This is a genomic window from Streptococcus sp. TATVAM-FAB8, assembly GCF_046592795.1.
Lineage (GTDB): Bacteria > Bacillota > Bacilli > Lactobacillales > Streptococcaceae > Streptococcus > Streptococcus ruminicola.
In genome coordinates this window covers 130,262-155,890 of record NZ_JAWVPQ010000001.1, presented here as the reverse complement: position 1 = coordinate 155,890, position 25,629 = coordinate 130,262, and the positions used below count along the sequence as shown (strand labels likewise).

General features: G+C 37.1%; 28 protein-coding genes. 21 read left to right on the top strand and 7 right to left on the bottom strand.

The features are described 5' to 3' along the window. Positions 1–70 precede the first annotated feature (70 nt). The 15 genes from SFC32_RS00720 (at position 71) to smpB (ending at position 13,638) form a co-directional block, all read left to right on the top strand. Positions 71–1,135 carry a PhoH family protein gene (locus SFC32_RS00720; RefSeq protein ID WP_074868190.1) on the top strand — a complete coding sequence of 355 codons (1,065 nt, stop codon included), beginning with the start codon at positions 71–73 and terminating at the stop codon, positions 1,133–1,135. Positions 1,136–1,301: 166 nt separating this feature from the next. Further along, positions 1,302–1,520 carry a hypothetical protein gene (locus SFC32_RS00715; protein WP_074564193.1) on the top strand — a complete coding sequence of 73 codons (219 nt, stop codon included), beginning with the start codon at positions 1,302–1,304 and terminating at the stop codon, positions 1,518–1,520. A 171-nt stretch (positions 1,521–1,691) separates the two neighbouring features. After that, positions 1,692–1,907 carry a hypothetical protein gene (locus SFC32_RS00710; RefSeq protein WP_252519613.1) on the top strand — a complete coding sequence of 72 codons (216 nt, stop codon included), beginning with the start codon at positions 1,692–1,694 and terminating at the stop codon, positions 1,905–1,907. Between the two features lie 57 nt (positions 1,908–1,964). Continuing rightward, positions 1,965–2,510 (top strand): GNAT family N-acetyltransferase, encoded by a 546-nt coding sequence (locus SFC32_RS00705; protein ID WP_411049499.1) that lies wholly within the window; start codon positions 1,965–1,967, stop codon positions 2,508–2,510. A 312-nt stretch (positions 2,511–2,822) separates the two neighbouring features. Continuing rightward, positions 2,823–5,051, top strand: a complete 2,229-nt coding sequence (locus tag SFC32_RS00700) for a starch-binding protein (RefSeq protein WP_411049500.1) — start codon at positions 2,823–2,825, stop codon at positions 5,049–5,051. 185 nt (positions 5,052–5,236) lie between these two features. Continuing rightward, a complete protein-coding gene (gene ybeY, locus SFC32_RS00695) occupies positions 5,237–5,734 on the top strand; it encodes an rRNA maturation RNase YbeY (protein WP_039696488.1) in 498 nt (165 codons plus the stop codon). Continuing rightward, positions 5,715–6,125, top strand: a complete 411-nt coding sequence (locus SFC32_RS00690; RefSeq protein WP_039696489.1) for a diacylglycerol kinase family protein — start codon at positions 5,715–5,717, stop codon at positions 6,123–6,125. The genes ybeY and SFC32_RS00690 overlap by 20 nt, the downstream gene beginning before the upstream one ends. A gap of 53 nt (positions 6,126–6,178) precedes the next feature. Next, on the top strand, positions 6,179–7,075 hold the full coding sequence (era, locus tag SFC32_RS00685) for a GTPase Era (protein WP_074560727.1): 897 nt from the start codon (positions 6,179–6,181) through the stop codon (positions 7,073–7,075). A 200-nt stretch (positions 7,076–7,275) separates the two neighbouring features. Further along, complete coding sequence (gene mutM / locus SFC32_RS00680) at positions 7,276–8,097, top strand: DNA-formamidopyrimidine glycosylase (protein WP_411049501.1); 822 nt, start codon at positions 7,276–7,278, stop codon at positions 8,095–8,097. After that, the gene (coaE, locus tag SFC32_RS00675) at positions 8,094–8,681 is read left to right on the top strand and encodes a dephospho-CoA kinase (RefSeq protein ID WP_074564798.1); all 588 of its coding nucleotides are present in this window, start codon (positions 8,094–8,096) and stop codon (positions 8,679–8,681) included. Before mutM ends, coaE begins: the two co-directional genes overlap by 4 nt. A 172-nt stretch (positions 8,682–8,853) precedes the next feature. Further along, positions 8,854–10,023 (top strand): multidrug efflux MFS transporter, encoded by a 1,170-nt coding sequence (locus SFC32_RS00670; RefSeq protein WP_074564186.1) that lies wholly within the window; start codon positions 8,854–8,856, stop codon positions 10,021–10,023. Then, a complete protein-coding gene (gene rpmG, locus SFC32_RS00665; RefSeq protein WP_074450694.1) occupies positions 10,020–10,166 on the top strand; it encodes a 50S ribosomal protein L33 in 147 nt (48 codons plus the stop codon). The genes SFC32_RS00670 and rpmG overlap by 4 nt, the downstream gene beginning before the upstream one ends. 118 nt (positions 10,167–10,284) lie before the next feature. Continuing rightward, positions 10,285–10,521, top strand: coding sequence for a preprotein translocase subunit SecG (secG, locus tag SFC32_RS00660; RefSeq protein WP_004232859.1), 237 nt, complete (start codon positions 10,285–10,287; stop codon positions 10,519–10,521). Positions 10,522–10,768: 247 nt separating this feature from the next. Next, entirely contained in the window at positions 10,769–13,120 is a 2,352-nt protein-coding gene (gene rnr / locus SFC32_RS00655; RefSeq protein ID WP_411049502.1) for a ribonuclease R, read from the top strand. Between the two features lie 50 nt (positions 13,121–13,170). Continuing rightward, positions 13,171–13,638 carry an SsrA-binding protein SmpB gene (gene smpB, locus SFC32_RS00650; RefSeq protein ID WP_006532795.1) on the top strand — a complete coding sequence of 156 codons (468 nt, stop codon included), beginning with the start codon at positions 13,171–13,173 and terminating at the stop codon, positions 13,636–13,638. A gap of 38 nt (positions 13,639–13,676) precedes the next feature. Here smpB and SFC32_RS00645 read toward each other — a convergent pair whose 3' ends face one another. After that, a complete protein-coding gene (locus SFC32_RS00645) occupies positions 13,677–14,117 on the bottom strand; it encodes a MarR family winged helix-turn-helix transcriptional regulator (protein WP_133017511.1) in 441 nt (146 codons plus the stop codon). Positions 14,118–14,251: 134 nt separating this feature from the next. Here SFC32_RS00645 and SFC32_RS00640 point away from each other — a divergent pair, with 134 nt between their 5' ends. Continuing rightward, entirely contained in the window at positions 14,252–14,701 is a 450-nt protein-coding gene (locus SFC32_RS00640) for a ferritin-like domain-containing protein (RefSeq protein ID WP_074560720.1), read from the top strand. Positions 14,702–14,710: 9 nt separating this feature from the next. Next, a complete protein-coding gene (locus tag SFC32_RS00635) occupies positions 14,711–16,057 on the top strand; it encodes a dihydrolipoyl dehydrogenase family protein (RefSeq protein ID WP_411049503.1) in 1,347 nt (448 codons plus the stop codon). A gap of 37 nt (positions 16,058–16,094) precedes the next feature. On the opposite strand, the gene SFC32_RS00630 is transcribed toward SFC32_RS00635, so the two are convergent. The 4 genes from SFC32_RS00630 to SFC32_RS00615 form a co-directional block, all read right to left on the bottom strand. Beyond that, the gene (locus SFC32_RS00630) at positions 16,095–16,772 is read right to left on the bottom strand and encodes an NAD(P)H-dependent oxidoreductase (RefSeq protein ID WP_411049504.1); all 678 of its coding nucleotides are present in this window, start codon (positions 16,770–16,772) and stop codon (positions 16,095–16,097) included. Positions 16,773–16,858: 86 nt separating this feature from the next. Next, a complete protein-coding gene (locus SFC32_RS00625) occupies positions 16,859–17,287 on the bottom strand; it encodes a MarR family winged helix-turn-helix transcriptional regulator (protein WP_411049505.1) in 429 nt (142 codons plus the stop codon). A gap of 125 nt (positions 17,288–17,412) precedes the next feature. Beyond that, positions 17,413–17,841, bottom strand: a complete 429-nt coding sequence (locus SFC32_RS00620) for a MarR family winged helix-turn-helix transcriptional regulator (protein WP_006532789.1) — start codon at positions 17,839–17,841, stop codon at positions 17,413–17,415. A gap of 174 nt (positions 17,842–18,015) precedes the next feature. Beyond that, complete coding sequence (locus SFC32_RS00615; RefSeq protein WP_039696497.1) at positions 18,016–18,744, bottom strand: DUF554 domain-containing protein; 729 nt, start codon at positions 18,742–18,744, stop codon at positions 18,016–18,018. A gap of 170 nt (positions 18,745–18,914) precedes the next feature. Between SFC32_RS00615 and SFC32_RS00610 the strand changes: the two genes are divergently transcribed. Continuing rightward, positions 18,915–19,805 (top strand): LysR family transcriptional regulator, encoded by an 891-nt coding sequence (locus SFC32_RS00610; RefSeq protein ID WP_411049506.1) that lies wholly within the window; start codon positions 18,915–18,917, stop codon positions 19,803–19,805. Between the two features lie 7 nt (positions 19,806–19,812). On the opposite strand, the gene SFC32_RS00605 is transcribed toward SFC32_RS00610, so the two are convergent. Further along, on the bottom strand, positions 19,813–20,316 hold the full coding sequence (locus SFC32_RS00605; RefSeq protein ID WP_411049507.1) for an NAD(+) diphosphatase: 504 nt from the start codon (positions 20,314–20,316) through the stop codon (positions 19,813–19,815). A gap of 106 nt (positions 20,317–20,422) precedes the next feature. Beyond that, a complete protein-coding gene (locus tag SFC32_RS00600; protein WP_039696499.1) occupies positions 20,423–21,508 on the bottom strand; it encodes a M24 family metallopeptidase in 1,086 nt (361 codons plus the stop codon). A 339-nt stretch (positions 21,509–21,847) separates the two neighbouring features. Here SFC32_RS00600 and ccpA point away from each other — a divergent pair, with 339 nt between their 5' ends. The 3 genes from ccpA to SFC32_RS00585 all read left to right on the top strand — a co-directional run bounded on the left by ccpA (position 21,848) and on the right by SFC32_RS00585 (position 25,280). Continuing rightward, positions 21,848–22,852 (top strand): catabolite control protein A, encoded by a 1,005-nt coding sequence (gene ccpA / locus SFC32_RS00595; RefSeq protein WP_074481405.1) that lies wholly within the window; start codon positions 21,848–21,850, stop codon positions 22,850–22,852. A 93-nt stretch (positions 22,853–22,945) separates the two neighbouring features. Continuing rightward, on the top strand, positions 22,946–23,944 hold the full coding sequence (locus tag SFC32_RS00590) for a glycosyltransferase (protein ID WP_411049508.1): 999 nt from the start codon (positions 22,946–22,948) through the stop codon (positions 23,942–23,944). A gap of 1 nt (position 23,945) precedes the next feature. Next, entirely contained in the window at positions 23,946–25,280 is a 1,335-nt protein-coding gene (locus SFC32_RS00585) for a glycosyltransferase family 4 protein (protein ID WP_411049509.1), read from the top strand. The last annotated feature ends 349 nt before the right edge of the window (positions 25,281–25,629 follow it).

The following is a 25,629-nucleotide window of genomic DNA, read 5'->3' as shown; positions in this document are numbered from 1 at the left end:
TAAGTCGTGATTTTTTGCTTTAAATAAGCTATAATAGGCTTATCAAACACAAAAGAAAGAGGGACTCTATTTGCAAGAGCATTCTGTTGAAATTACCTTAAGTCATCCTGATGATGTGCTAGCGCTATTTGGCTCAAATGAACGTCATTTGAAATTAATCGAAGATAATCTAGGGGTTATCATTCATGCCCGTACAGAGCGAGTGCAGATCTTAGGAGATGATAAAGAAAGTGTCGAATTAGCGCGTGTGACCATTCAAGCTTTGTTAGTCTTGGTTTCTCGTGGCATGTTGGTTAATACATCTGATGTTGTAACGGCTCTTTCAATGGCACAAAATGGCTCTATTGACAAATTTGTTGCCCTTTATGAAGAAGAAATCATCAAAGATAATTCTGGAAAACCGATTCGTGTTAAAACGCTTGGGCAAAAGGTTTATGCGGATAGTGTTAAATCACACGATGTGGTCTTTGGGATTGGTCCTGCAGGTACTGGTAAGACTTTCTTAGCAGTGACTTTGGCAGTGACAGCTTTAAAACGTGGTCAGGTCAAACGTATCATTTTAACACGTCCAGCAGTTGAAGCAGGTGAAAGTCTAGGATTTTTGCCAGGTGATTTAAAAGAGAAAGTTGATCCTTATCTTCGTCCTGTTTATGATGCTCTTTACCAAATTTTAGGAAAAGAGCAAACCACACGTTTGATGGAGCGTGATATTATTGAAATCGCACCGCTGGCTTATATGCGTGGTCGAACACTTGATGATGCTTTTGTGATTCTTGATGAAGCACAAAATACAACCATCATGCAAATGAAGATGTTTTTGACGCGTCTTGGATTTAATTCTAAGATGATTATTAATGGTGATACTAGCCAGATTGATTTGCCTAAGAAAGTCAAATCTGGTTTGATTGATGCGACGGAAAAACTAAAACATATCAAGCAAATTGATTTTGTTCATTTCTCAGCGAGCGATGTGGTTCGCCACCCTGTGGTTGCTGAAATTATCAATGCATATGAAAAAGACGCTGAGCGCAAAACTGCTCACCATCAAAAAGAAGTTATCGATAGCACTAGCGCTTCAGGTTTTGCAAGCTATGAAACTATTGGTCAACCAGCTAGCACCAAAGAAGAAAAATAATATTTTCATGTCACACCAAGGTGTGGCTTTTTTGATTAAAAAATGATTTTCATATCTGCGAATTCTCTATTAAGGTGGCTTTTTAGTGTAAAATAAGGTATACTGAAATTTTTCATGATATTTTCAGGAATAGAAATAGGTTAAAGCACATCAAAGGAGAAGTTTTATGGATAATCGTGAATTGATTGAGAATTTATCAGAAATGAGTAGTCAATTGTCGAAACAAGCTGAAGAATTGGATCAAAAGTTTAAACTGATTGATCAGTATTCTTCATCTAATCAAGAAAATTGCTCAGAGTTTTTTGCAACATTTGGAGAGGAAGTCAAAGATTTAGCTTGTGAATTTCAAACTTTGTTGTCTTACATGACTCCTAAGAAAATTTAGTCAAAATTGATAGGATTCTAGGATTTTTTGGACAGAAATGCCAGATTATCTAAAAAAACTAGTAAAATTCTCTTTTTTAGGTAAAATAAATATAGACATTGTACCTGAAAGTTTCAAAAAATTTCCAGAAAAGTACAAGTCTTATCTGAAAAAATTACTAGGAGGAGATTTATGTGTGATCGTGCGTCACTTGAAAAGTTGACTAAGATGAGCGAAATGCTCAATAGTCAAGCTGAAAGACTAGAAGGTGATTTGAAGGCTTTGGATTCTGAAATTGAAGCTGATGTTTTAAAAAATCTAGGAGATCAAGCTAAACATTTGGCTAGTGATTTTCAAGATTTGATAAATCATATTGATGAAGAGATGGTGAGTCCAAAAGAAAAGTAAGATAACTAAGTTGACCTGTTTTAGGTCGCTTTTTTAATAGAGTTTGAGGAAGAAAAGATGCTAGAAGAACAATTAAAAGAACATAGAGTGCTTAAGACAAAGCGCTTGTTACTTCGTCCAGTAACAATGGCAGATGCCGAGGCTATGTTTGCCTATACGTCAGATACCGAAAATACCAAATGGGATTTCCCAGCTAATCGGACTATTGAAGAAACTAAAAAGGTGATTGAAAACATTTATCTAAAGAGCCCTCTTGGACGATATGGAATTGTCTTAAAAGAGACTTCAGAGTTCATTGGGACTATTGATTTGATGAATTGGTCGGATGGAAAAGAAGCAGAAATTGGCTACATTATTAATAAAAAGTTTTGGGGACGTGGCTTTGCAACTGAAGCGAGTGCTGAGATTTTAAAACTTTGTTTTGATATTTTAGGTTTTGAAGAAATTCATGCTTTTTGTGCACTTGAAAATCCTGCTTCAGCACGCGTGTTGGAAAAAATTGGAATGACAGAAGTGGAACGGATTCCTAATGATAAACAATTTAATGGTCAATGGGTAAGTAGTCAGCATTTTAAAATGACAAAGGTAAACTATTTAAAATAAAAGGTTTCATAAGGGATTTGTCAATTTTTTGATTAAATTATCAAAAAATTGACATTTTTTGGTTAAATTATCAAAAAATTGACATTTTTTGGTTGCGATTCCAAAAAAATATGCTATAATATAGACAAATATGCAACCGATTGCAACAAAAATTGGAGGAATGCCTATAAGAAAATGATGTGCTAATTATTCTTTCTAGACACGCAGGTATATGTTGTTGATTGGACAGGTTTCACGCATAATACTGCTTTATTTTTTGTTTGTTTCTGAAAGCGGTTGCGTATTTTAACTTATCTTTATAGGAGATTATTTATGTCACTTCGTAATAAAGTAAATTTGAAAAAGAAAATGAAAAAAGGTTTAGGCTCTCTATTAGTTTTGACAGCAGTCAGTGCTGGTGCTTTTGCACAAGCTAATGCTGTTAAGGCTGATGAACAAGTCTCAATGAAAGAAGGAACAGTACTTCACGCATGGTGCTGGTCTTTCAATACTATTAAAGATAATATGCAAGCAATTAAGGATGCTGGTTACACTAGTGTTCAAACATCACCAATTAACCAAGTTGTTGTTGGAAATGGTGGTAATAAGAGCTTGAAAAATTGGTACTATCAATATCAACCAACATTGCATACTATTGGTAACTACCAATTAGGTACTGAAGAAGAATTTAAAGAAATGAACCGTGTGGCTGATCAATATGGTATTAAAATTATTGTTGATGCTGTTCTTAACCACACAACATCTGATTACAATCAAATCAGCCCAGAAATCAAAAAAATTCCAAATTGGACACATGGTAACAAAGAAATTAAAAACTGGAATGACCGTTATGATGTGACACAAAATGCTCTTCTAGGTTTGTATGATTTGAATACTCAAAATCCACAAATTCAACAATATCTTTTGAATTTCTTGAAAACAGCAGTTGCTGACGGTGCTGATGGTTTCCGTTATGATACTGCTAAACATATTGAATTGCCAGGCGAATATGGTAGTAATTTCTGGAATGTTATTTTGAATAATGGATCTGAATTCCAATATGGTGAAGTTCTTCAAGATAGCATTTCTCACGAAGCAGATTACTCTAAATTGATGAGTGTTACAGCTTCTAATTACGGTAATCAAATCCGTAATGACTTGAAAGATAAACGTGCTGCTGCTGGTAACTTGATGAATTATCAAGCGCAAGGTGTTGATCCATCTAACCTTGTCACTTGGGTTGAATCTCATGATACTTATGCTAATGATGATCAAGTGTCAACTTGGATGAGCGATGATGACATTCGTCTTGGTTGGTCAATGATTACTGCGCGTGCTAAAGGAACTCCATTGTTCTTCTCACGTCCAGTAGGTGGTGGTAATGGTACACGCTTCCCAGGTCAATCACAAATTGGTGATGCTGGTAGCGACCTTTACAAAGACCCAACAGTCAAAGCGGTGAACAAATTCCACAATGCCATGGTTGGTGAATCAGAATACATTCGCAACCCTAATGGCGATGAACAAGTGGCTATGATTGAACGTGGTAATAAAGGTGCTGTTATTGTTAACCTTGGTAATGGCGACAAACAATTGAATTCAGATACAAAATTGGCAGATGGTACTTATACAGACCAAGTTTCTGGACGTCAATTTAACGTTTCAAATGGTCATATCACTGGTAATGTGTCATCTCGCTCATCAGTTGTTTTGTATGATGCTAAACCTGATGGTACTGCACAAGTTTCAATCGATGGTTACAAAGAGGGTGATAACAGTATTTCTGCTGCAACAGAAGTAACATTGAAAGCTAAAAATGCTGAGTCTGCTACTTACAAACTTGACAATGGTCAAGAAGTAGCTTTCCAAGATGGTGATAAAATCACTGTTGGTGAAGGGCTTGAAGCAGGACAATCAACAAGTGTTACATTGACTGCAACAGGTGCTGATGGTCAAGCAACAACTAAAACGTATACTTTCACAATGAAAGATCCTAGCGCTGAAACAAGCATTTACTTCCAAAATCCAGATAACTGGTCAGACGTTTATGCTTACATGTACTCAGCTAAAGACACTAAACTTCTAGGTGCATGGCCTGGAACTAAGATGACAAAAGACTCAACAGGTCGCTACACTATCTCAGTTCCTGCGTCATATGCTGAAGAAGGTGTAAAAGTCATCTTTACAAACAACCAAGGTTCTCAATTCCCTCAAAAAGAAGGATTTGATTTCAAAGCTGAAGGTGTTTATTCTAAAGCTGGCTTAGTTCCAGATGTTCCTGCTGGTAAAACACGTGTAACATTTGATAACCCTGGCGGTTGGGATAACGCCAATGCTTATGTCTACTATGGTAATCCAGTTCAATACCCTCTTGGTGCATGGCCTGGAACACAAATGACTAAAGATGATGCTGGTAACTTCTACCTTGATCTCCCAGAAGAATACGCTACTGTAAACGCCAAAATCATCTTCAACCAACCAGGTACTAGCAACCAATTCCCTTACAGTGTCGGATTCGACCTTGTGAAATCTGGTAACTACAATAAAGATGGTCTAAAATAGTCGGTCATTAACTAACTTTTTAACCCAATTCTAACTCCTTTTCCCAGAAAGAAGTAGCATTCCTCAGGCTACTTCTTTTTTTATGATTAAATGGTACTAAAAAGTTTCTTAGTGCCTAAAATGGCGCTGTTATCCTTAATATGGTATAATATCCTTGATATAATTAGTTTTGAAAGAAGATAGATATGTACGTTGAAATGATAGATGAAACTGGTCAAGTTTCAGAAGAAATTAAAAATCAAACTTTAGATTTATTACAATTTGCTGCTGAAAAGACTGGTAAAGAAAATAAAGAAATGGCAGTGACTTTTGTGACTAATGAGCGCAGCCATGAATTGAACTTAGAATACCGTGACACAGACCGTCCAACGGATGTTATCAGCTTAGAGTACAAACCAGAGTCAGATTTGACTTTCTCAGAAGAAGATTTAGCTGAAAATCCAGAGCTAGCTGAAATGCTCGATGAATTCGATGCTTATATCGGTGAGCTCTTTATCTCTGTTGATAAAGCGCGTGAACAAGCAGAAGAGTACGGTCATTCTTTTGAACGTGAAATGGGATTCTTAGCGGTGCATGGTTTCCTACACATCAATGGCTACGACCATTATACCCCTGAAGAAGAAAAAGAAATGTTTACTTTACAGGAAGAAATTTTAACTGCCTATGGACTTAAGAGACAATAATTCCCCTAAAAAGTGGAAAAATCGCACCTTGGTATCTAGTATGGAATTTGCCATCACTGGAATAGTTACAGCCTTCAAGGAAGAAAGAAATATGCGTAAACACATGGTGTCAGCTATTTTAGCAACTGCAGCAGGAGCTGTTTTTCGTATATCTGCGATTGAATGGTTATTCTTATTTTTAGCCATCTTTTTAGTCATCACTTTAGAAATGGTTAATTCTGCTCTTGAAAATGTGGTTGACTTGGCTAGTGATTATCATTTTTCAATGCTAGCAAAAAATGCCAAGGATATGGCAGCAGGAGCGGTATTGGTGGTATCAACTTATGCCGTGATTACAGGATTGATTATTTTTGTACCGAAAATTATTGCCTTGATTTTTGGCAATCGATAAAATATTTTGCAAATAATGAAAGGAGTAGGGACGTTTAACGTCCTTTATATCTTATGTTTAAATCAGGTTTTGTAGCGATTTTAGGTCGCCCAAATGTTGGGAAATCGACATTCTTGAACCACGTTATGGGGCAAAAAATTGCTATCATGAGCGACAAAGCTCAAACAACTCGTAACAAAATCATGGGTATCTATACAACAGATACCGAACAAATCGTCTTTATCGACACACCAGGAATTCACAAACCCAAAACAGCACTTGGTGATTTCATGGTTGAGTCAGCATACAGCACACTTCGTGAAGTTGAGACAGTTCTTTTCATGGTCCCAGCTGACGAAAAACGTGGTAAAGGTGACGACATGATTATCGAACGCTTGAAAGCAGCTAACATTCCAGTTATTTTGGTTATCAATAAAATCGATAAAGTGCACCCAGACCAACTTTTGGAACAAATTGATGATTTCCGTAGCCAAATGGATTTCAAAGAAATTGTGCCAATTTCAGCCCTTCAAGGAAATAACGTTGAAACACTTCTTAATATCTTGAAAGATAACTTGGAAGAAGGTTTCCAATATTTCCCTGAAGACCAAATCACTGACCACCCAGAACGTTTCTTGGTATCAGAAATGATTCGTGAAAAAATCTTGAAGTTGACAGAACAAGAAGTGCCTCACTCTGTTGCAGTTATCGTTGATTCAATGAAACGTGATCCAGAGACAGACAAGGTTCACATTCGTGCAACAATCATGGTTGAACGTGACAGCCAAAAAGGTATTATCATCGGTAAAAAAGGCGCTATGCTTAAGAAAATTGGTAAAATGGCCCGCCGTGATATTGAAATCATGCTCGGTGATAAGGTTTATCTTGAAACATGGGTTAAAGTTAAGAAAAACTGGCGTGATAAAAAACTTGATCTCGCAGACTTTGGTTACAACGAGAAAGAATATTAATAGGTCATTTAATTAGGAGGTGTTTGTTGATGAGCACCTCCTCTTTTCAAATAATATTTAGAAAGGAGCGCCAAGCGGTTGGTTGACTAGAACCCGCCTACGACTCTTTGAAAAAAGATAAATGGTGACTAGGTGTTTATCACCGTCGTCCCATTTCCTATTTTTCTTTGAGTCGCTTAACGGCTTGGTATCGTATTATTATGCCGGAATTACCTGAGGTTGAGACTGTTCGTCGTGGTCTTGAGCGTTTGATTGTTGGGCGAAAAATTGTATCGGTTGATGTTCGTGTGCCGAAAATGGTTAAAACGGATTTAAGTGCTTTTGAGTCTGATTTACTTGGTCAAACCATTCAGTCGATTGGTAGACGTGGGAAGTACTTGCTGCTGAACCTAGATGAGCAAGTGATTATTTCTCATCTGAGAATGGAAGGAAAATATTTGCTGTTTGAGCACCAGGTTCCTGAGGATAAACATTTTCATATCTTTTTTGGTTTAGATGATGGGGCGACTTTGGTTTATAAGGATGTTCGGAAATTTGGAACCATGGAATTGGTAGACGAAAATCAAGTTGCAGCTTATTTTCAAAAAAGGAAATTAGGTCCTGAACCGACTAAGGAAGATTTTGATGTGGCAGAATTTACTCGAAAACTATCTACCTCTAAAAAACTCATAAAGCCTTATCTTTTAGACCAGACTTTGGTGGCTGGTCTTGGAAATATTTATGTGGATGAGGTACTTTGGGCAGCTAAAATTCATCCTGAACGCCAAGCAAATAGTCTTCAAAAAGCTGAAATCAATTTGCTTCACGATGAGATTATCCGTATCTTACAACTTGGCATTGAAAAAGGTGGAACAACTATCCGAACTTACCAAAATGCTTTTGGTGAAAATGGGACAATGCAAGAGTATTTACAAGTCTACGGAAAAACGGATGAGCCCTGCCCGCGTTGTGCCACACCAATTGAAAAAATAAAAGTAGGAGGTCGCGGGACGCATTTTTGTCCTGCTTGTCAAAAACGATGACGAAAATAATTGGAATAACAGGAGGTATTGCTTCTGGCAAGTCAACCGTTGTTGCTGAAATCAGAAAACATGGCTATCAAGTGATTGATGCTGATCAGGTGGTTCACGAACTTCAGGCTAAAGGTGGAAAGCTTTATCAAGCCCTTTGTAACTGGCTTGGCACTGACATTCTTCAAGAAAATGGTGAACTTGATCGTAAAAAATTGGGACAGCTGATTTTTTCAAGTAAAGATATGCTAGAAAAGTCGTCGCGTCTGCAAAATGGTATTATCCGAGAAGAGTTGGCTAGAAGACGAGATGAACTAGCTAAGACTCAAGATGTGTTTTTTATGGATATTCCGCTTTTGATTGAGCATGATTATATGGAGTGGTTTGATGATATTTGGTTGGTTCATCTTGATGAGAAAACACAATTGGAGCGTTTGGTGATGCGTAATCATTTCTCAAAAGAAGAAGCTAAAAAACGCATGGCTAGCCAAATGTCGACAGAAGCTAAAAAGCCTTATGCTGACAAATTGCTAGATAACAGTGGTGACCTTACGGAATTAAAAGCACAAATCAATCAGCTTTTGCAAGAATTATAGGCGATGAATGATTGGAAAATCGTCTGATTTTCTGCATATTTTTCAGGAAAACGTTTTGCGTAGCAAGTTTTTAGTAATTCTTTTGGAATGTGTTATAATAGCAATTGACGTTTTTTTGAAAAGAAGGTGAACAATCATAAGTAACGAAGTTAATTGGAAACAAAATTTACGAATAGCTTGGCTTGGTAACTTTTTTACTGGGGCAAGCTTTTCGCTTGTCATGCCATTTATGGCTTTATATGTGGAAGAACTTGGCGCTCCTAAAAACAAAGTTGAATGGTATGCTGGGTTGGCAGTGTCCCTATCAGCACTTGCTTCAGCATTAATTGCCCCAGTTTGGGGGCGCTTGGCAGACCGCTATGGAAGAAAACCGATGATGGTAAGAGCTAGCCTTGCAATGACTTTTACCATGGGTGGACTAGCTTTTGTTCCTAATGTTTTCTGGTTGCTAGCGCTACGCGTTTTAAATGGTCTGTTTTCAGGTTATGTTCCAAATTCAAATGCCTTAATTGCCAGTCAAGCACCTAAGAGTCGTTCTGGTTACGCGCTTGGGACGCTGGCAACAGGAGTTATTGGAGGTAGCTTAGTTGGTCCATTATTAGGTGGCGTTTTAGCTGAAATCATGGGAATTCGACAAGTTTTTCTACTAGTTGGTTTCATTTTATTAATCTGTAATTTACTAACAGTCTTTTTTATTAAGGAAGAATTTCAGCCAGTTACAAAAGCAAATGCGATGTCAACTCGAGAAGTCTTTTCTTCAATTAAAGACAAACAAATCCTTATTGGTTTATTTGTAACGAGTATGATTATCCAAATTTCTGCACAATCAATTTCCCCAATCCTAACACTGTACATTCGTAATCTCGGACAAACTGAGAATTTGATGTTTGTATCAGGTTTGATTGTGTCTGCTCTTGGGTTTTCAAGTATGTTATCGAGCTCGACTCTTGGTAAAATTGGTGATAAAATAGGTAATCATAGACTACTTTTGATAGCTCTGTTTTATAGCTTTGGTATGTATGTCTTGTCTGCCATGGCCCAAAATTCATTACAGTTGGGAATTGTTCGTTTCTTGTATGGGTTTGGTACGGGTGCCTTGATGCCAAGTGTTAATTCGCTGTTGACTAAAATCACACCTCGAGAAGGTATTTCACGTATTTTCAGCTATAATCAAATGTTTATGAATATTGGACAAGTCTTGGGGCCGTTTGTCGGTTCAGCAGTAGCGACAGGAATGGGGTACCGTTCGGTCTTCTACGTGACAAGTCTTATTGTCTTTGTAAACTTCGCATGGAGCTTTATCAATTTTAGAAAATATTTGAAAGTTAAGGAAATCGTGTGAGAGTAAAGATTAATTTAAAATGCAGTAGCTGCGGAAGTAAAAACTATTTGACAAGCAAAAATAAAGCAACTCATCCCGATAAAATTCAGGTTTTGAAATATTGTCCTAAAGAGCGAAAAGTAACCTTACATGTTGAATCTTAAGGATAATTATGATAGAATAATCAAGACCATAGTGTAGGAAAGGAATAGAACCCAGAAGGTTGATGTAGTGGATGTTTTCCCGATTTTAAGCCCTTCTGACGCGTTCTTAGTGAAAAATATGTACAATGTACTACTGACAATTTTGCTGGTATTATCTGTTATTATCGTGATTGCCATCTTTTTGCAACCACAGAAAAATCCAAGTAGCAATGTATTTGATAACAGCGGTTCAGAAGCTTTATTTGAACGTACTAAAGCGCGTGGCTTCGAAGCGTTTATGCAACGTTTTACAGCAGTTCTAGTATTCTTTTGGCTAGCAATTGCTTTAGCGCTAGCAATCTTATCAAGTAAATAGATAGCAACTGACGATAAAGCTGCTTAATAGCTTACGTTGGCTGCGCATCTTGAATTTTGTACGAAAATTCATGGGCTGGTCATTCAGCTCATTTTTTATTATTAAGTAAGTAGTGAGGAGTCTGTCCAATAGCGGATTGGAATTTGAAATTCAGTGACTTTTCACAACTTCCATCAAGCTAGAAAACGAGAGGATAGAAGATAGCAGGACTTTTTTTTGCAAAGCAGTCTTGCTAATAATCACAATTATGAATGAAAATATTATTGCTTATTTAAAAGAGCATGGAAAAGTTAATATTAATGATTTAGCTGCTGGTTTGGATATGACTGGCGCTGAAAAATTTCCATTGCTTGTTAAAGAAATTTCACAGTTAGAAAGTCAGGGTGAACTCCGTTTTGATGATAGCGGTAGCCTCGCCCTTCGTAAAAAAGTAGAGAAGAAAAAAGAAATTACAGTCACTGGTGTCTTTCGTGCTAACAAAGCTGGTTTTGGTTTCTTGTCTGTTGATGAGGACGAAGATGACATGTTTGTTGGGCGTAATGATGTTGGTCATGCTGTTGACGGCGATACAGTTGAAGCTGTGATTAAGAAACCTGCTAACCGTCTTAAAGGAACAGCAGCTGAAGTCCGTATTGTCGGAATCGTTGAACGCAGTTTAAAAACTGTCGTTGGAAAATTTATCTTAGACGATGAAAAACCAAAATACGCTGGTTATATCAAGTCTAAAAATCAAAAAATCCAACAAAAAATCTACATCAAAAAAGAACCTGTTGTTTTAGATGGAACTGAAATCATCAAGGTTGATATCGATAAATACCCAACGCGTGGTCACGATTACTTTGTTGGTCATGTTCGTGATATCGTTGGTCACCAAGGTGATGTCGGAATTGATGTTCTTGAAGTCCTTGAATCAATGGATATTAAATCAGAATTTCCAGAAGATGTTATGGCAGAAGCCAATGCTGTTCCAGATGCGCCATCTGAAAAAGATTTGATTGGTCGTGTTGATTTACGTAATGAAATCACCTTTACCATTGATGGTGCTGATGCCAAGGACTTGGATGATGCGGTTCATATCAAACTTTTAGATAACGGTAACTTTGAGTTAGGTGTTCACATCGCTGACGTGTCTTACTATGTCACAGAAGGCTCTGCCCTTAACCGTGAAGCGGTAGCTCGTGGAACATCTGTGTATGTGACTGACCGTGTAGTGCCAATGTTGCCAGAACGTTTGTCAAATGGTATCTGTTCGTTGAATCCAAATGTGGATCGTTTGACACAATCATGCTTGATGGAAATTGACCGCAATGGTCATGTGGTTAATCACCAAATCTGTCAATCAGTCATTAAAACAACTTTCCGTATGACTTATAGTGATGTCAATGACATCATTGCTGGCGATGAAGAGTTGATTGAAAAATACCAGCCAATCGTTGAGTCAATTCACCACATGGCTGCCCTTCACAATATCTTAGAGAAGATGCGCGTGCGTCGTGGGGCACTTAATTTTGATACTAGCGAAGCTAAAATCATTGTCAATGACAAAGGAATGCCAGTTGACATCGTGATTCGTGAGCGTGGTATTGCAGAACGCATGATTGAATCATTCATGTTAGCAGCTAACGAAACAGTGGCAGAGCACTTTGCAAAACGCAAATTGCCATTTATCTACCGTATCCACGAAGATCCAAAAGCTGAAAAATTACAAAAATTCCTTGATTACGCAAGTATTTTTGGAGTACAAATTCATGGTACAGCTAACAAAATTAGCCAACAAGCCCTTCAAGATTTCATGGCAAGAGTAGAAGGTAAACCAGGTGCAGAAGTTTTGAATATGATGTTGCTACGTTCAATGCAACAAGCGCGTTATTCTGAACATAATCATGGTCACTATGGTTTGGCTGCTGAGTACTACACACACTTTACAAGTCCAATCCGTCGTTATCCTGACCTTCTTGTTCACCGTATGATTCGTGAATACACACAAGTGACAGATGAGAAGATTGAACACTTCAGAAATGTGATTCCAGAATTGGCAACTTCATCTTCAACTCTCGAACGTCGTGCTATTGATGCCGAACGTGTGGTTGAAGCGATGAAAAAAGCTGAATACATGGAAGAATACGTTGGTCAAGAGTTTGACGGTGTGGTGGCTAGTGTCGTGAAATTTGGTATGTTTATCGAATTACCAAATACTATTGAAGGTCTTGTCCACATCACAACTCTTCCAGAATTCTACAACTACAATGAGCGTACTTTGACCCTTCAAGGTGAAAAATCAGGTAAAGTCTTCCGCGTTGGTCAACAAATCAAGATTAAATTGACACGTGCCGACAAAGAAACTGGTGATATTGACTTTGAATACATTCCAAGTGATTATGATGTGATTGAAAAAGTGAAGAAATCACGAAAAGATCGTTCTGGAAAAGACAAACGTCGTCCAAAATCTGACAATCACAAAGACCATAAAAAAGACCACAAATCAAATAAACAACGCAATCATAAATCGTCAAAATCATCTTCTAAAAAATCAGGTAAGAAACCTTTCTACAAAGAAGTAGCTAAGAAAAAAACTCGTAAAGCTAAAAATAAAAGGTGACAAGCCTCATTGCTAACCCAAAAATTTTGACACAAGAGAGGTAGCTTAATATGCCAAAAGGTGAAGGAAATGTCGTTGCCCAAAATAAAAAGGCACGTCATGACTATAATATAGTTGATACCATTGAAGCTGGAATCGTCTTGACAGGAACTGAAATTAAGAGTGTTCGTGCTGCACGTATTCAGCTAAAAGACGGTTACGCTCAAATTAAAAATGGTGAAGCTTGGTTGATCAATGTCCACATTTCTCCATTTGAGCAAGGAAACATTTGGAACCAAGAGCCTGAGCGTACACGTAAATTATTGCTTAAAAAACGTGAAATTGAAAAATTATCAAATGACTTAAAAGGAACAGGGATGACCCTTATTCCTCTTAAAGTTTATTTGAAAAATGGTTTTGCAAAAGTCTTACTAGGCGTGGCTAAAGGTAAGCACGACTATGATAAACGCGAAACTATTAAGCGACGTGAACAAGATCGTGACATCAAACGTCAAATGAAAAATTTCAACGCAAGATAATAAAACAAAAGGAGTTTGGATTTAATCCAAACTCTTTTTTAAAGCATTTTTTTCAATTCTTCAATCAAGATGTGATTGTCTTCAATCATTTCCTCAATCTTTCCCTGTAAAGCAGGTGTAAATCTTCCTACGCAAGTGTGTAATTCTTGTTCAACATCAGCTTGAAGTGCTTTGCCAGCTTCTGTAAGGGCAATAATCAGCTGACGATGGTCTTCTTTAGGACGAATGCGTGTTAGATAACCTTTGTCTTCTAAACGCTTGAGAAGTGGTGTCAGTGTATTGCTAGCAAGGTCTAATTGTTTTCCTAATTCACGCAAAGCAAGATTGTCAGTTTCCCAAAGTGCTAAGAGAACAATATATTGTGTATAGGTTAAATCAAATTTAGCTAGTTTTTGTTTGTAAAATTGATTGAAAACCCTATTAGCATTGTAAATAGCAAAACATAGTTGATTAGTTAAGGTAGGATGTTGTTCTGGCATAACGTCCCTTTCTTTGTCTTTACTTGCTCTTATCATAACATAGAAAAAAATAAATGTAAAAGTTGACAACTTGAAAATGGAGTAGTAAACTATAATCAATCGCGCGCGACTGATTATAAAAAGAGGTTGAAATTATGGAAAATACAATCGAATTATTACAAAAAATCGGAAATAAAATTTTAAATCAAGCAAATATTCATGATCTTGTCGCTTTGAACTTTGAGGCACAAGGATTTTCAAAACTTGGTGACAAATACAAAAGCCACGCTTTGGAAGAACGTGACTTTTCACAAAAACTCTTTAATCGCATTTTAGATTTGGGTGGTAAAATTTGCTATCAAAATCAAGTAAGCTTTGGAGTGCCAGCTAGTCCTTTGGAATGGCTAAGACATGATTTGGAAGTTTCAAAAGAAGGACTGAAAGAATTATTGCCATTGGTTGGTGCTGCATCTAATGATTTGGTGACTTACGATTTGTTAAAAGATTATTATAAAGATGAAGATGATGATTTGCAGTGGACACAACAACAACTAGATTTAATTGATACTGTTGGTTACCAAAACTGGTTAACACAACAGCTTTAAGGAGAAAACATGACTTACGATTACGATGTGGTTTTTATTGGCTCAGGACATGCTAATTGGCATGCAGCAGTGACTTTGTCTCAAGTCGGCAAAAAGGTTGCCATTGTTGAAAAAGATGTTACTGCTGGTACTTGTACCAATTATGGCTGTAATGCCAAATTTTTATTAGACAGTCCATTTGAGTTTATCGATGCTCTTTCACGTTATGAAAAGGCTGGTATTACTGGAAATACTAAGGTTAACTGGCAAGAGCTTATGGCTTATAAAAAATCTGAAATTCCGACTTACGCTCCTCTTATGGAAGGTATGTTTGCGCAAATGCAGATTGATTTGCTAAAAGGTTATGGAAAATTAGTCGACGCTCACACGGTCAGTGTGGATGAGGATAAAGTCAGTGCTGAGTATATCGTTCTTGGAACTGGTCAACGTCCAGCACGTTTAGCCATTAAAGGGCAAGAATATCTTCATGATAGTCGTGATTTCCTTGATTTGGATAAGATGCCAAAACGCATCACCTTTATCGGTGCAGGAATCATTTCTATGGAATTTGCAACTATGGCTGCTAAACTTGGTTCTGAAGTGCATGTTATTGAATACGCCGACAGAGCTTTAGCGGCTTATCAAGAAAATTATGTTGATAGTGTGGTAGCTAAAATGACAACAGAGGGTGTTCACTTTCATTTCAACCAAGCAGTTCAAGCAGTTGAAGAAACTGCCGCTGGTTTACGTGTCACAACGGCGCAAGGTTTGGAATTAGAGACTGACTACGTCCTTGATGCAACAGGACGCATTCCAAACGTTGAAAATCTTGGCCTTGATGAACTTGGCATTGCCTACAATCGTTCAGGAATCGTTGTTAATGATCACCTGCAAACTTCTGTGCCAAATATTTTTGCTAGTGGGGATGTCATTGATAAAACAATCCCACGTTTAACGCCAACAGCAAGTTTTGAGTCGGATTATATTGCTGCTTTCATCCTTGGTTTGAATCAGGAAGCTATAAAATACCCAGCTATTCCAAATCTTGTTTACACTTTCCCACGTATTGCACAAGTTGGGGTGAGTGTTGCTGAGGCTCGTGAGAATGATGCTTACCGCATTGTTGAGATTCCATTTGGACAACAATTGAAATTCCAGACAAAATTGGAAGATGAAGCGCATGTGACACTGATTATTAATCAGAATAAAGAATTGGTCGGTGCAAGTCTTCTGGGTAATGAAGCTGGTGAAATGATTAATCTTTTGACTCTGATGATCAATCAAAAAGTCACAGCACATGAACTTAGTCAAATGATTTTCGCTTTCCCAGGTACAACTAGTGGATTACTTAGCGCAGTAAAAATGGCATTAATGTAAGCAAAAAAGCTTGAACATGTGTTCAAGCTTTATCTATTTATTCGAGCCAAGTAATGACTTCATTTTTAGGTTTACGTGAGCGTGGGTGTTTTGGATCGCGTAGTCGATAACCAAATGATACCATGCTTGCAATGCCTTCTTTATCAGGATTAATAATGCCTGCTTTGGCAAGAATAGCATTGACTTTGTCATAGTTAAAGCCTTCGATTGGGCAAGAATCAATACCAATCATGCTGGCTGATGTCATCATATTTCCAAGAGCAATGTAGGTTTGCTTAGCGGTCCAATCAAAGAGGGCGCGTGGATTCTCAGCAGTTTTCATATCATTTTTTTGAAATGACTTGTAAGTGGCTAGGCGACTATTGAGAGCGTCACCATCACCGAGACCACGTCGAACGAGGCTATCTTTGACAGAGTCAGAATCATAGCGTGCATTTTTTTCTGCAAGTAACAAAACAAAATGACTGGCTGTATCAAGTTGAGACTGTGCTCCCCAAGCAACAGCTTTTAAGTCATCACGAAGTTTTTCGATTTGCTTACGATTAAGGACAACAAAACGCCAAGCCTCTAAACCAATTGAAGAAGGACTTAACCATGCTGTGTCAAGGATGAATTCCATATCTTCACGTGAAATCTCTTGGTCATTGTAGACACGTACGGCAACTCGATGGTCAAAGGCATCGAGAACTTGTTTTTTGATAGCTTCTTTACTCATGTTAGCCTCCCAGTTTTCTTTCTATCATAGCATTTTCAGCTAGTTTTAGCCAGTTTTCAGGCATAAGAAAAAGAGCTTAAGCTCTTTTATTTTAGTTGATTTGTCAGATGATTAATTTGGTCAATCAGATTGTTAAAATCGCAAGGTTGAGAGATTTCCATAAATTCTTGTCGCGTTTTATGAAAGACTTCCCCGATGATGGGGATAATTTCTCTTCCTCTATCGGTAATATAGACACGTTTTGTTCGTCCATCACGAGCGATAGCGACAAAATCTCTACTGGCTAGTTTATCGATGATTTTTGTTAAAGAAGGCGGAGCAATACAAAGGATATTAGCTAGGTCTTTATAACGTTTACCATTTTCTTGGTTTAAAATAAAAAGAACGAGAGCATAGGAATGTGACATTCCGATTTTTCTAAAAGCTTCTTCCGTAAATTTATCAAGAGCGCGATCCAATCTTTTGACCGAAAAGAATAGGCAACCATCCAATACCTCTTGAATATTATCGGACACGATGATCTCCTTGAAAATAAGTTTACAGTGACTATCTTAACACAGTTGCAGATAGATGACAAATCTGTCATAATTTTGGCATTTAAAAAAGGCCATGACAATGTTCAGTCAAGACCCTTAAAAAATTATTGTAATTGGTTAGCAATTTGGTTTAGTTCAGTAAGAAGGTTATCGGAAAAACCGGTTTTGACCAAACGATTGAATTCTTCTTGTGTCTCAATGTGAGCTTGAATAATATCTGGAATTATTGCCTTTCCTTTATCTGTGAGGTAGACACGTTTGGTACGTCCTTCACAAACGACTTTAACAAATCCTTTGTGGACAAGTTTTTCGATAAGTCTTGTCATAGATGGGGCTGCAATGCAGAGCATTTTAGCCAAGTCTTTTTGAATTTTGCCATTTTCATGACTTAAAATCAGAAGAATAGAAGTGTAAGATGGATTTAAACCGACTTTTTGAAAGGCATTTTCGGTTAATCTATCAAGTGCTCGATTTAGTTTTTTTACGGTAAAAAACAAACAAGAGTCCAAGTAATCTTGGGCAGAATTGGGCATAGAATTCTCCTTTTATTTTTAATTATGGACAATATGTTAGCAAACTAAGAATAAAATGACAAATAATATGCTCAAGAAAATGTATTCATAATTGTTGATGTGAAAACGTTTATTAAAAAAATAAGTTCCAAAAACATGGAACTCATTTTCTAATTTTTCTAAAATTATTAGATTTTATAATAATGGCATGATGACATTGACCCAGAACCACGATAAAGGCATAACAAGGACCATTGCTGGAATCATATCAGCTGTTGGAAACATTTTGACACGAATCATACGAAAACCTGTTGCGACCATCAAGAAACCACCACAGGCTTTAAAATCAGCAATCATATCAGGTGTTGTTAATGGCACAATGATTCCGGCAAGTAAGAAAAGAGCGGTAAAAATGACGAACTGTGGAATTGCAATCAAAGAAACCACAAAGCCAAGGTTACAAGCAAAGATGGCTGCGGTGAAGAAATCAAGAATTGATTTTGAAATCAGGATAGTTGAGTCACCAGTCATCCCAGAATCAAGACTACCATAGATACCAGTACCGCTAGCGCAGAAAAGAACGATAACAGTTAGTAAAGTTGCTAAAAATTCATCGTTTGATAGTTGGCTGTGTTTTTGTGGCAAGATTTTTGAAACAGCTTTTTGCATCAAAGAGCCACCTTTATTAATCCATTCTCCAAGATTAATAGCAAGTCCGATAGCTGTACCGACAACGATAGCAAAGATGACTGCAGGCATGTATTTCATGAGTCCAATGGATGAAATCCCCATTCCCATTGAACAAACGCCAAAGATAAGATTTAATTGGTTTTTAAAATCCTCGGACAAGATATGACCAAAAATTCCACCGAGAATTCCGCCAAAAATAATGGCAAATGAATTGATGATGACACCAGTTGGCATAAAATTCCTCCTTTTTGATAGTAAAAATAAGACAAAAAAATAAGCTCACTTGTGCAAAGTGACTTAACTTGAAACCATAAGGTCATTAACTAGTGTAACACGATTTAGCCAAAAATCAATTTGCTTTTGGTGATGAGATATTCTAAAATGGAATAAAAAGGAGGCTGCTGATGAATCTTCAAAAATTACAAGTTTTTTTAACCTTGTGTGAGACTCTTAATTATACTGAAACTGCTGAGCGCTTGTACATTAGCCAAGGAAATGTGTCAAAGCAAATCATGGCTTTAGAAAAAGAACTCGGGGTGCAGCTATTTGACCGCAGCCGTCGTCACATCAGAATCACTAAGGAAGGGCAAATGGTTGAAACTTATGCTAGACGGATTTTAGATAATTACCAGCAGATGACTGCCGAGCTTTCGCAGTTGCAGGAAGTAAAAGAGCACAAGCTTTTACTTCACGGTATTCCGAGTATGCCTTTTTATGCTATCATCTCTGAAATTGCAGGCTTTAAAAAAAGCCATATGAATTTTGAGGTTAGTGTTGAAGAAGAAGAGGCAGATGTCTTATTGGATAATCTCCTTAAACACAAGTGTGATATTATTTTTGCGAGACAATTTAATGCTAAATTGCCAAAAGAAGTTGAAATGCTCACCATTGATCAAGACCGTTGGGTGGTTGTTTTGCCAAGTCAGCATCCTTTAGCAAGAAAAGAAAGTATCAATCTTAAAGAGCTAGAAGGAGAAAAATTCTTACAACTTAGCGAGAAAACGCAGCTATTACAGCCTCTATTAGAATTATGTCATGCTTATCAGTTTGATCCCAAGATTACCTATAAAGGGAATCGTATTAATTTAATTATTGATTTTATCGAAAATGATTTAGGGCTTTCTCTCATGATGGAAAAGATGGTTAGACCTTTTGAGGGTAAGCAGATTATTTGGCGACCACTTGATATTGAGACAGAGTCTCTGATGGTCTTGATGAAATTAAAGACAAATAAATCAGAAGCTGTCCAACAATTTTGGCAAGAAATGCAAGAAAAGTATGCAAAAAAGGATTGAGTTTTTCTCAATCCTTTTCGATTTTAGCTAAAAATTCTAGTAAAAAACTTTCGGCAAGAGAACCGTCTTTGATGGCTTTTTTGGCATCTTCGATTGAAAACCAGTCCCAGTCATCAATTTCGTGATTGGGAGTGACTGCTCCAGATACTGTTACGGCAAAATTAATCATGAGTGAATTGCTGCGTTCGTAGTATTTAGTGGCGTTAAAGGTTAAGGATTTTACTTTCAAGCCTAATTCCTCGTTGATTTCTCTAGCGACAGTAGCCTCAGCATTTTCGCCTTGTGACACATAACCAGCTAGCAAAATGTGTTCAGTCATCTTGTACTGTTTGATTAAGAGAATTTTGTCATGACTTTCGTTAAATAAAATGGCACTGATAGCTGTATTAAAGACAGGAAAGCGAAAGCTATTACACTGAGAACAATAAGGAATGTCACCTTCGTCTTTTAAGAATTTCTTTTCTAAAGGGTGCCCACATTCGGGACAATAAGTCATTGTTTTATAAAACATAAGAGCCTCTTTTTGGATTTCTTAGGCTCATTTTAGCAGTAATTGAGGTTTCCTGCAATATAAAAAACTTCCTAGTGCTACTAGGAAGTTTTTAGGTTTATGAGAATTATCCTTCAAAATAAAGCAATTCTTTTGGTGTGTGTGTGAAGACTTCAAAGCCAGATTTTGTGACGTGACCACAATCTTCGATACGAACACCAACTTTGCCAGGAATGTAGATACCAGGTTCAACTGAGAAACACATACCTTCTTGGATTTCCATATCATTACCTTCCATGATTGAAGGAAATTCGTGACAAGTCATTCCAATACCGTGTCCAAGACGGTGGTTGAAGTATTCACCGTAACCTGCTTTTTCAATGACTTTACGAGCAGCAGCATCCACTTCACTAGCAAGAACACCAGGTTTGATGAACTCTAGAGCTGCCATGTGAGCTTCTAAACATAAGTTGTAAATGTCTTTTTTGAATTGGTCAGGTTTACCAACGGCAACAGTACGAGTCATATCACTAGCGTAACCATGCATATCTGTTCCAAGGTCAAACAAAAGTAGAGCATTGTTTTCGATTTTATTTGTACCAGGAATACCATGTGGATTTGCAGCGTTATCTCCAGTCAAGACCATAGTTTCGAAACTCATTTTTTCAACACCTTGTTTTTTCATTTCAAATTCAATCATGGCAATAATGTCAGTTTCAGTGTTGTTAAGTGAGATGTTATCGAAACCAACTTTGACAGCTTTATCAGCGAACTGACCAGCTACCATCATTTTATCGATTTCATCTTGAGATTTGATAAGACGCATTTTTTGAACAAATGGTGTCAAATCTTCAAAACGTCCATCAAAGACAGTTTGCAAACCTTGGAATTTAGTAACGTTCAAATTATCAAATTCAGCAAAGATTTTGGCGCTATCTGTTGAAGGAAGACCGTTTTTAATTTTTTCCCATGGATTTTCTGAATCAACGTAGCCAAAAACAGGGAAATTGACGATTTGGCTGGCGCGTGCGACTTCAAGCGCAGGGACGAAAAGTGCTGGTTCACGGTCAGCGTAAACAAACAAGAACATTTGACGTTCGTGTGGATCGCAGAAGAAACCAGTCAAATAGTTAACAGTTACTGGATCAGAGAAAACAGCGATATTTGCTTTTTCTTGATTCAAATATGAGCGGATTTGATCTAATTTAGACATGAGAAACCTTCTTTCTAATTACCCCCATTTTTTCAAAAAAATCACAAAAAATCAAGAGTTGAAGTCGAAAAAATTAAATGCACTTAATTTTCATAAAATCATGCTAAAAAAGTTTAAAAAGATGAAAGAGTTTCAGAAGTTTACTAAAAAGTTAGCAGAAAATTTTCTGAAAATAACTACTTTTTGACTTTTTTAGCCTTTTATGAGAAAAATAACCCTTTAAACGTTTTCAAAATATGAAAAGTTTTCAAAAATTCTAAGTTTGCACTTGAAAGTGTTTCCAAAAGGTGCTAAAATATTTGTGAAAGCGAAATTTTCAAATAGAAAGGAAGTCCAATAATGAACACTGATGATACGATTACAATTTATGATGTTGCACGAGAAGCAGGCGTCTCAATGGCAACAGTTAGTCGTGTTGTAAATGGCAATAAAAATGTAAAGGAAAACACTCGTAAAAAAGTCCTTGAAGTTATTGACCGTTTAGACTATCGTCCAAATGCAGTTGCTCGTGGTTTGGCAAGTAAAAAAACTACGACAGTTGGTGTTGTTATTCCAAATATCGCTAATAGCTATTTCTCAATTTTAGCGAAAGGTATCGACGATATTGCTGCAATGTACAAATACAATATCGTTCTTGCGTCAAGTGATGAAGATGACGATAAAGAAGTTAATGTTGTTAACACTTTGTTTGCAAAACAAGTGGACGGTATTATCTTCATGGGACACCATTTAACTGAAAAAATTCGTGCAGAGTTCTCTCGCTCACGCACACCAGTGGTTCTAGCAGGAACAGTTGATTTAGAACACCAACTTCCAAGTGTTAATATTGATTACAAAGCTGCCGTGGCTGATGTTGTTGATATTTTGGCTAAAAATAACAAAGATATTGCCTTTGTTTCAGGACCACTTATTGATGACATTAACGGTAAAGTTCGTCTTGCAGGATACAAAGAAGGACTTGAAAAGAACAACCTATCATTCAAAGAAGGACTTGTATTTGAAGCTAACTACAACTACAAAGATGGTTATGAACTAGCTCAACGCGTGATGAATTCAGGTGCTACAGCTGCATATGTTGCTGAAGACGAACTAGCTGCAGGTCTTTTGAATGGATTGTTTGCCGCAGGTAAAAAAGTTCCTGAAGACTTTGAAATTCTTACAAGTAATGATTCACCAATCACATCATACACTCGTCCAAACCTAAGCTCAATTAGCCAACCGGTTTATGACCTTGGTGCGGTAAGTATGCGTATGTTGACTAAAATCATGAACAAAGAAGAACTTGAAGAAAAAGAAATTATTCTTAATCATGGTCTTAAATTGCGTGGTACTACACGTCAATAATTCCAAAAAAGGATACTATGACAAAATCAGCCTTTGGGCTGATTTTTTTTAGTCTTAGTGAAAAAAATTACAAAATAAGCTATAATAGAATTTATGAAAGTTTTACTGTATTTGGAAGCCGAAAATTATTTAAGAAAATCAGGAATTGGTCGTGCCATCAAGCACCAAGAGCGTGCTCTTAGCATGGTTGGCCAAGATTATACAACAAATCCAAACGATGACTATGATTTGGTTCATATCAATACTTATGGTTTTAAGAGTTGGAAATTATTGAAAAAATCCAAAAAAGCGGGTAAAAAAGTGTTGATGCATGGTCATTCTACCGAGGAAGATTTTCGCGACTCTTTTATCGGCTCTAATTTAGTATCACCAATTTTTAGATGGTATCTTTGTCATTTCTATAATAATGCGGATGCTATTATTACACCGACTGAATACTCAAAATCATTAATTAGTGGTTATGGCGTTGACAAGCCGATTTATGCCGTTTCAAATGGGATTGATTTGTCTCGTTATGTTCCAAATCCAGCTAAAGAAGAAGCTTTTAGACGTCATTTTGGTATTAAACCAGATGAAAAAGTTGTGATTTGTGCTGGGCTTTATTTCATGCGAAAAGGTATTGATGACTTTGTTAAAGTAGCAGAGCAAATGCCTGATGTGCGTTTTATTTGGTTCGGTGAGACTAATAAATGGGTTATTCCTCATAAAGTACGAAGCATTGTGACACGTAAGCATCCTGATAATGTGATTTTTGCTGGTTACATTAAAGGGGATGTTTTTGAGGGGGCCATGAGTGGAGCAGATGCATTCTTCTTCCCAAGTCGTGAAGAAACTGAAGGTATTGTTGTGCTTGAAGCGCTTGCTAGTCACCAACATGTGGTTTTGCGAGATATTCCTGTTTATCACGGCTGGGTTGACAGTAGCTGTGCGGAGTTAGCACAAGATGTTCCTGGTTTTGTTAAAGCCCTTCGCAAGGTTTTATCAGGAAATAGCGAAAAACAAGAGGCGGGTTATCATATTGCTCAAAGTCGTAGCATTGATAAAGTTGCTCATGAATTAATTGATGTTTATCACAAAGTAATGGAGTTGTAAAATGAGAATTGGTCTTTTTACGGACACATATTTTCCTCAAGTTTCTGGGGTAGCAACGAGTATTTGTACCCTCAAGGAAGAGTTGGAAAAAGAAGGACACGAGGTCTATATTTTTACAACCACAGATAAAGCGGTGAAACGCTATGAAGATCCAACGATTATCCGACTTCCTAGTGTGCCTTTTATTTCATTTACAGATCGCCGCATTGTTTATCGTGGATTGATTTCGTCTTATAAAATTGCAAAACAATATAAACTAGATATTATTCATACCCAAACGGAATTTAGTGTTGGAATGCTTGGAAAAATGATTGCTGCAGCTCTTCGTATCCCAGTAGTCCACACTTATCACACACAATATGAAGACTATGTAGGGTATATTGCTAAAGGAAAAATCATCAAACCAGGTATGGTCAAATACGTCATGCGTGGTTATATGAATGACTTGGACGGCGTGATTTGTCCATCTCGTATTGTGTTAAATTTGCTTGATGGTTATGATATCAAGATTCCAAAACGTGTCATTCCGACAGGTATTCGTGTGGAAGAGTATGAACGTAAGGACATTACAAGAGAAGATGCGCTAGCACTTCGTGAAAAACTTGGAATTGCTGAGGATGAGACAATGTTACTTAGTCTGTCTCGTATCTCTTATGAAAAAAATATTCAAGCTATTGTCCAACAATTTCCAGATGTTTTAGCTCAAAATCAAGCTGTTAAATTGGTTATTGTTGGTGATGGACCATATTTATCAGATTTGAAAAAAATGGTTGAGGAGCTTGGTATCGAAGATAGTGTGATTTTCACGGGAATGGTTGCCCATGAGGAGACTGCAATTTATTATAAAGCAGCTGATTTCTTCATTTCAGCCTCAACTAGTGAAACTCAAGGCTTGACTTATACAGAAAGTCTTGCCAGCGGAACACCAGTTATTGCGCATGGAAATCCATACTTGGATGACATCATTGACCAAAAAATGTTTGGAACATTGTTCTATCAAGAAGAGGATTTAGCGAATGCTATTTTAGATGCGATTGAAAGCACACCTGCTATGGACGACAAAGCATATCAAGCAAAAATGTATGCTATCTCTGCAGAGCATTTTGGAAAATCGGTTTATGCTTTCTATCTTGATGTCTTGATTTCAGCTAAGAACAAGAAAAAAGAAAAATTCTCTTTAACGGTTCGTGGTCAAAAAGAAAAAACGTCTGTGAAGCTAGCACATTCTGCTATTAAACTACCAGCAGAAGCAGCCAAAGCAACGGTTAAGACCTCAGCGAAAGTTTTCAAGGCTCCAAAACGCTTGATTAATTCGATTCGAGATTTCCTTAATTAAATTCTTGAAAAATAAAAAATTCGTGTTATAATATCTATCGAAGACAAGTTGAACAGGGTTCAACCTTTAGAGCGAGTGCCGGTTGGTGAGAAGGGCGCAGGGTTGACTGATTCAATACTACTTCCTTTGCTTTTTATGCAAACATAAAACGGTGGCTACGATATAGCCGATTTGAGGTTTACGACTCTTTTTTGTCGTAGATAAATGAAGGTGGAACCACGTTGCGACGTCCTTTTTGGACGTCGCTTTTCTTTTATCTCGGGGAAAAATTTTTGTAAACTCATCAAATTCCTTTTGCCCGGTTCCCAAAAAGGAATTCTCAACAATGTAAATCTTTTAAAGGAGAATA

Coding starts and splice junctions, on each gene's coding strand:
- SFC32_RS00715 (WP_074564193.1), top strand. CDS start 1,302: ATGGATAATCGTGAATTGATTGAGAATTTATCAGAAATGAGTAGTCAA.
- SFC32_RS00710 (WP_252519613.1), top strand. CDS start 1,692: ATGTGTGATCGTGCGTCACTTGAAAAGTTGACTAAGATGAGCGAAATG.
- SFC32_RS00705 (WP_411049499.1), top strand. CDS start 1,965: ATGCTAGAAGAACAATTAAAAGAACATAGAGTGCTTAAGACAAAGCGC.
- SFC32_RS00700 (WP_411049500.1), top strand. CDS start 2,823: ATGTCACTTCGTAATAAAGTAAATTTGAAAAAGAAAATGAAAAAAGGT.
- ybeY (WP_039696488.1), top strand. CDS start 5,237: ATGTACGTTGAAATGATAGATGAAACTGGTCAAGTTTCAGAAGAAATT.
- SFC32_RS00690 (WP_039696489.1), top strand. CDS start 5,715: ATGGACTTAAGAGACAATAATTCCCCTAAAAAGTGGAAAAATCGCACC.
- era (WP_074560727.1), top strand. CDS start 6,179: ATGTTTAAATCAGGTTTTGTAGCGATTTTAGGTCGCCCAAATGTTGGG.
- mutM (WP_411049501.1), top strand. CDS start 7,276: ATGCCGGAATTACCTGAGGTTGAGACTGTTCGTCGTGGTCTTGAGCGT.
- coaE (WP_074564798.1), top strand. CDS start 8,094: ATGACGAAAATAATTGGAATAACAGGAGGTATTGCTTCTGGCAAGTCA.
- secG (WP_004232859.1), top strand. CDS start 10,285: ATGTACAATGTACTACTGACAATTTTGCTGGTATTATCTGTTATTATC.
- rnr (WP_411049502.1), top strand. CDS start 10,769: ATGAATGAAAATATTATTGCTTATTTAAAAGAGCATGGAAAAGTTAAT.
- smpB (WP_006532795.1), top strand. CDS start 13,171: ATGCCAAAAGGTGAAGGAAATGTCGTTGCCCAAAATAAAAAGGCACGT.
- SFC32_RS00645 (WP_133017511.1), bottom strand. CDS start 14,117: ATGCCAGAACAACATCCTACCTTAACTAATCAACTATGTTTTGCTATT.
- SFC32_RS00640 (WP_074560720.1), top strand. CDS start 14,252: ATGGAAAATACAATCGAATTATTACAAAAAATCGGAAATAAAATTTTA.
- SFC32_RS00635 (WP_411049503.1), top strand. CDS start 14,711: ATGACTTACGATTACGATGTGGTTTTTATTGGCTCAGGACATGCTAAT.
- SFC32_RS00630 (WP_411049504.1), bottom strand. CDS start 16,772: ATGAGTAAAGAAGCTATCAAAAAACAAGTTCTCGATGCCTTTGACCAT.
- SFC32_RS00620 (WP_006532789.1), bottom strand. CDS start 17,841: ATGCCCAATTCTGCCCAAGATTACTTGGACTCTTGTTTGTTTTTTACC.
- SFC32_RS00615 (WP_039696497.1), bottom strand. CDS start 18,744: ATGCCAACTGGTGTCATCATCAATTCATTTGCCATTATTTTTGGCGGA.
- SFC32_RS00610 (WP_411049506.1), top strand. CDS start 18,915: ATGAATCTTCAAAAATTACAAGTTTTTTTAACCTTGTGTGAGACTCTT.
- SFC32_RS00605 (WP_411049507.1), bottom strand. CDS start 20,316: ATGTTTTATAAAACAATGACTTATTGTCCCGAATGTGGGCACCCTTTA.
- SFC32_RS00600 (WP_039696499.1), bottom strand. CDS start 21,508: ATGTCTAAATTAGATCAAATCCGCTCATATTTGAATCAAGAAAAAGCA.
- ccpA (WP_074481405.1), top strand. CDS start 21,848: ATGAACACTGATGATACGATTACAATTTATGATGTTGCACGAGAAGCA.
- SFC32_RS00590 (WP_411049508.1), top strand. CDS start 22,946: ATGAAAGTTTTACTGTATTTGGAAGCCGAAAATTATTTAAGAAAATCA.
- SFC32_RS00585 (WP_411049509.1), top strand. CDS start 23,946: ATGAGAATTGGTCTTTTTACGGACACATATTTTCCTCAAGTTTCTGGG.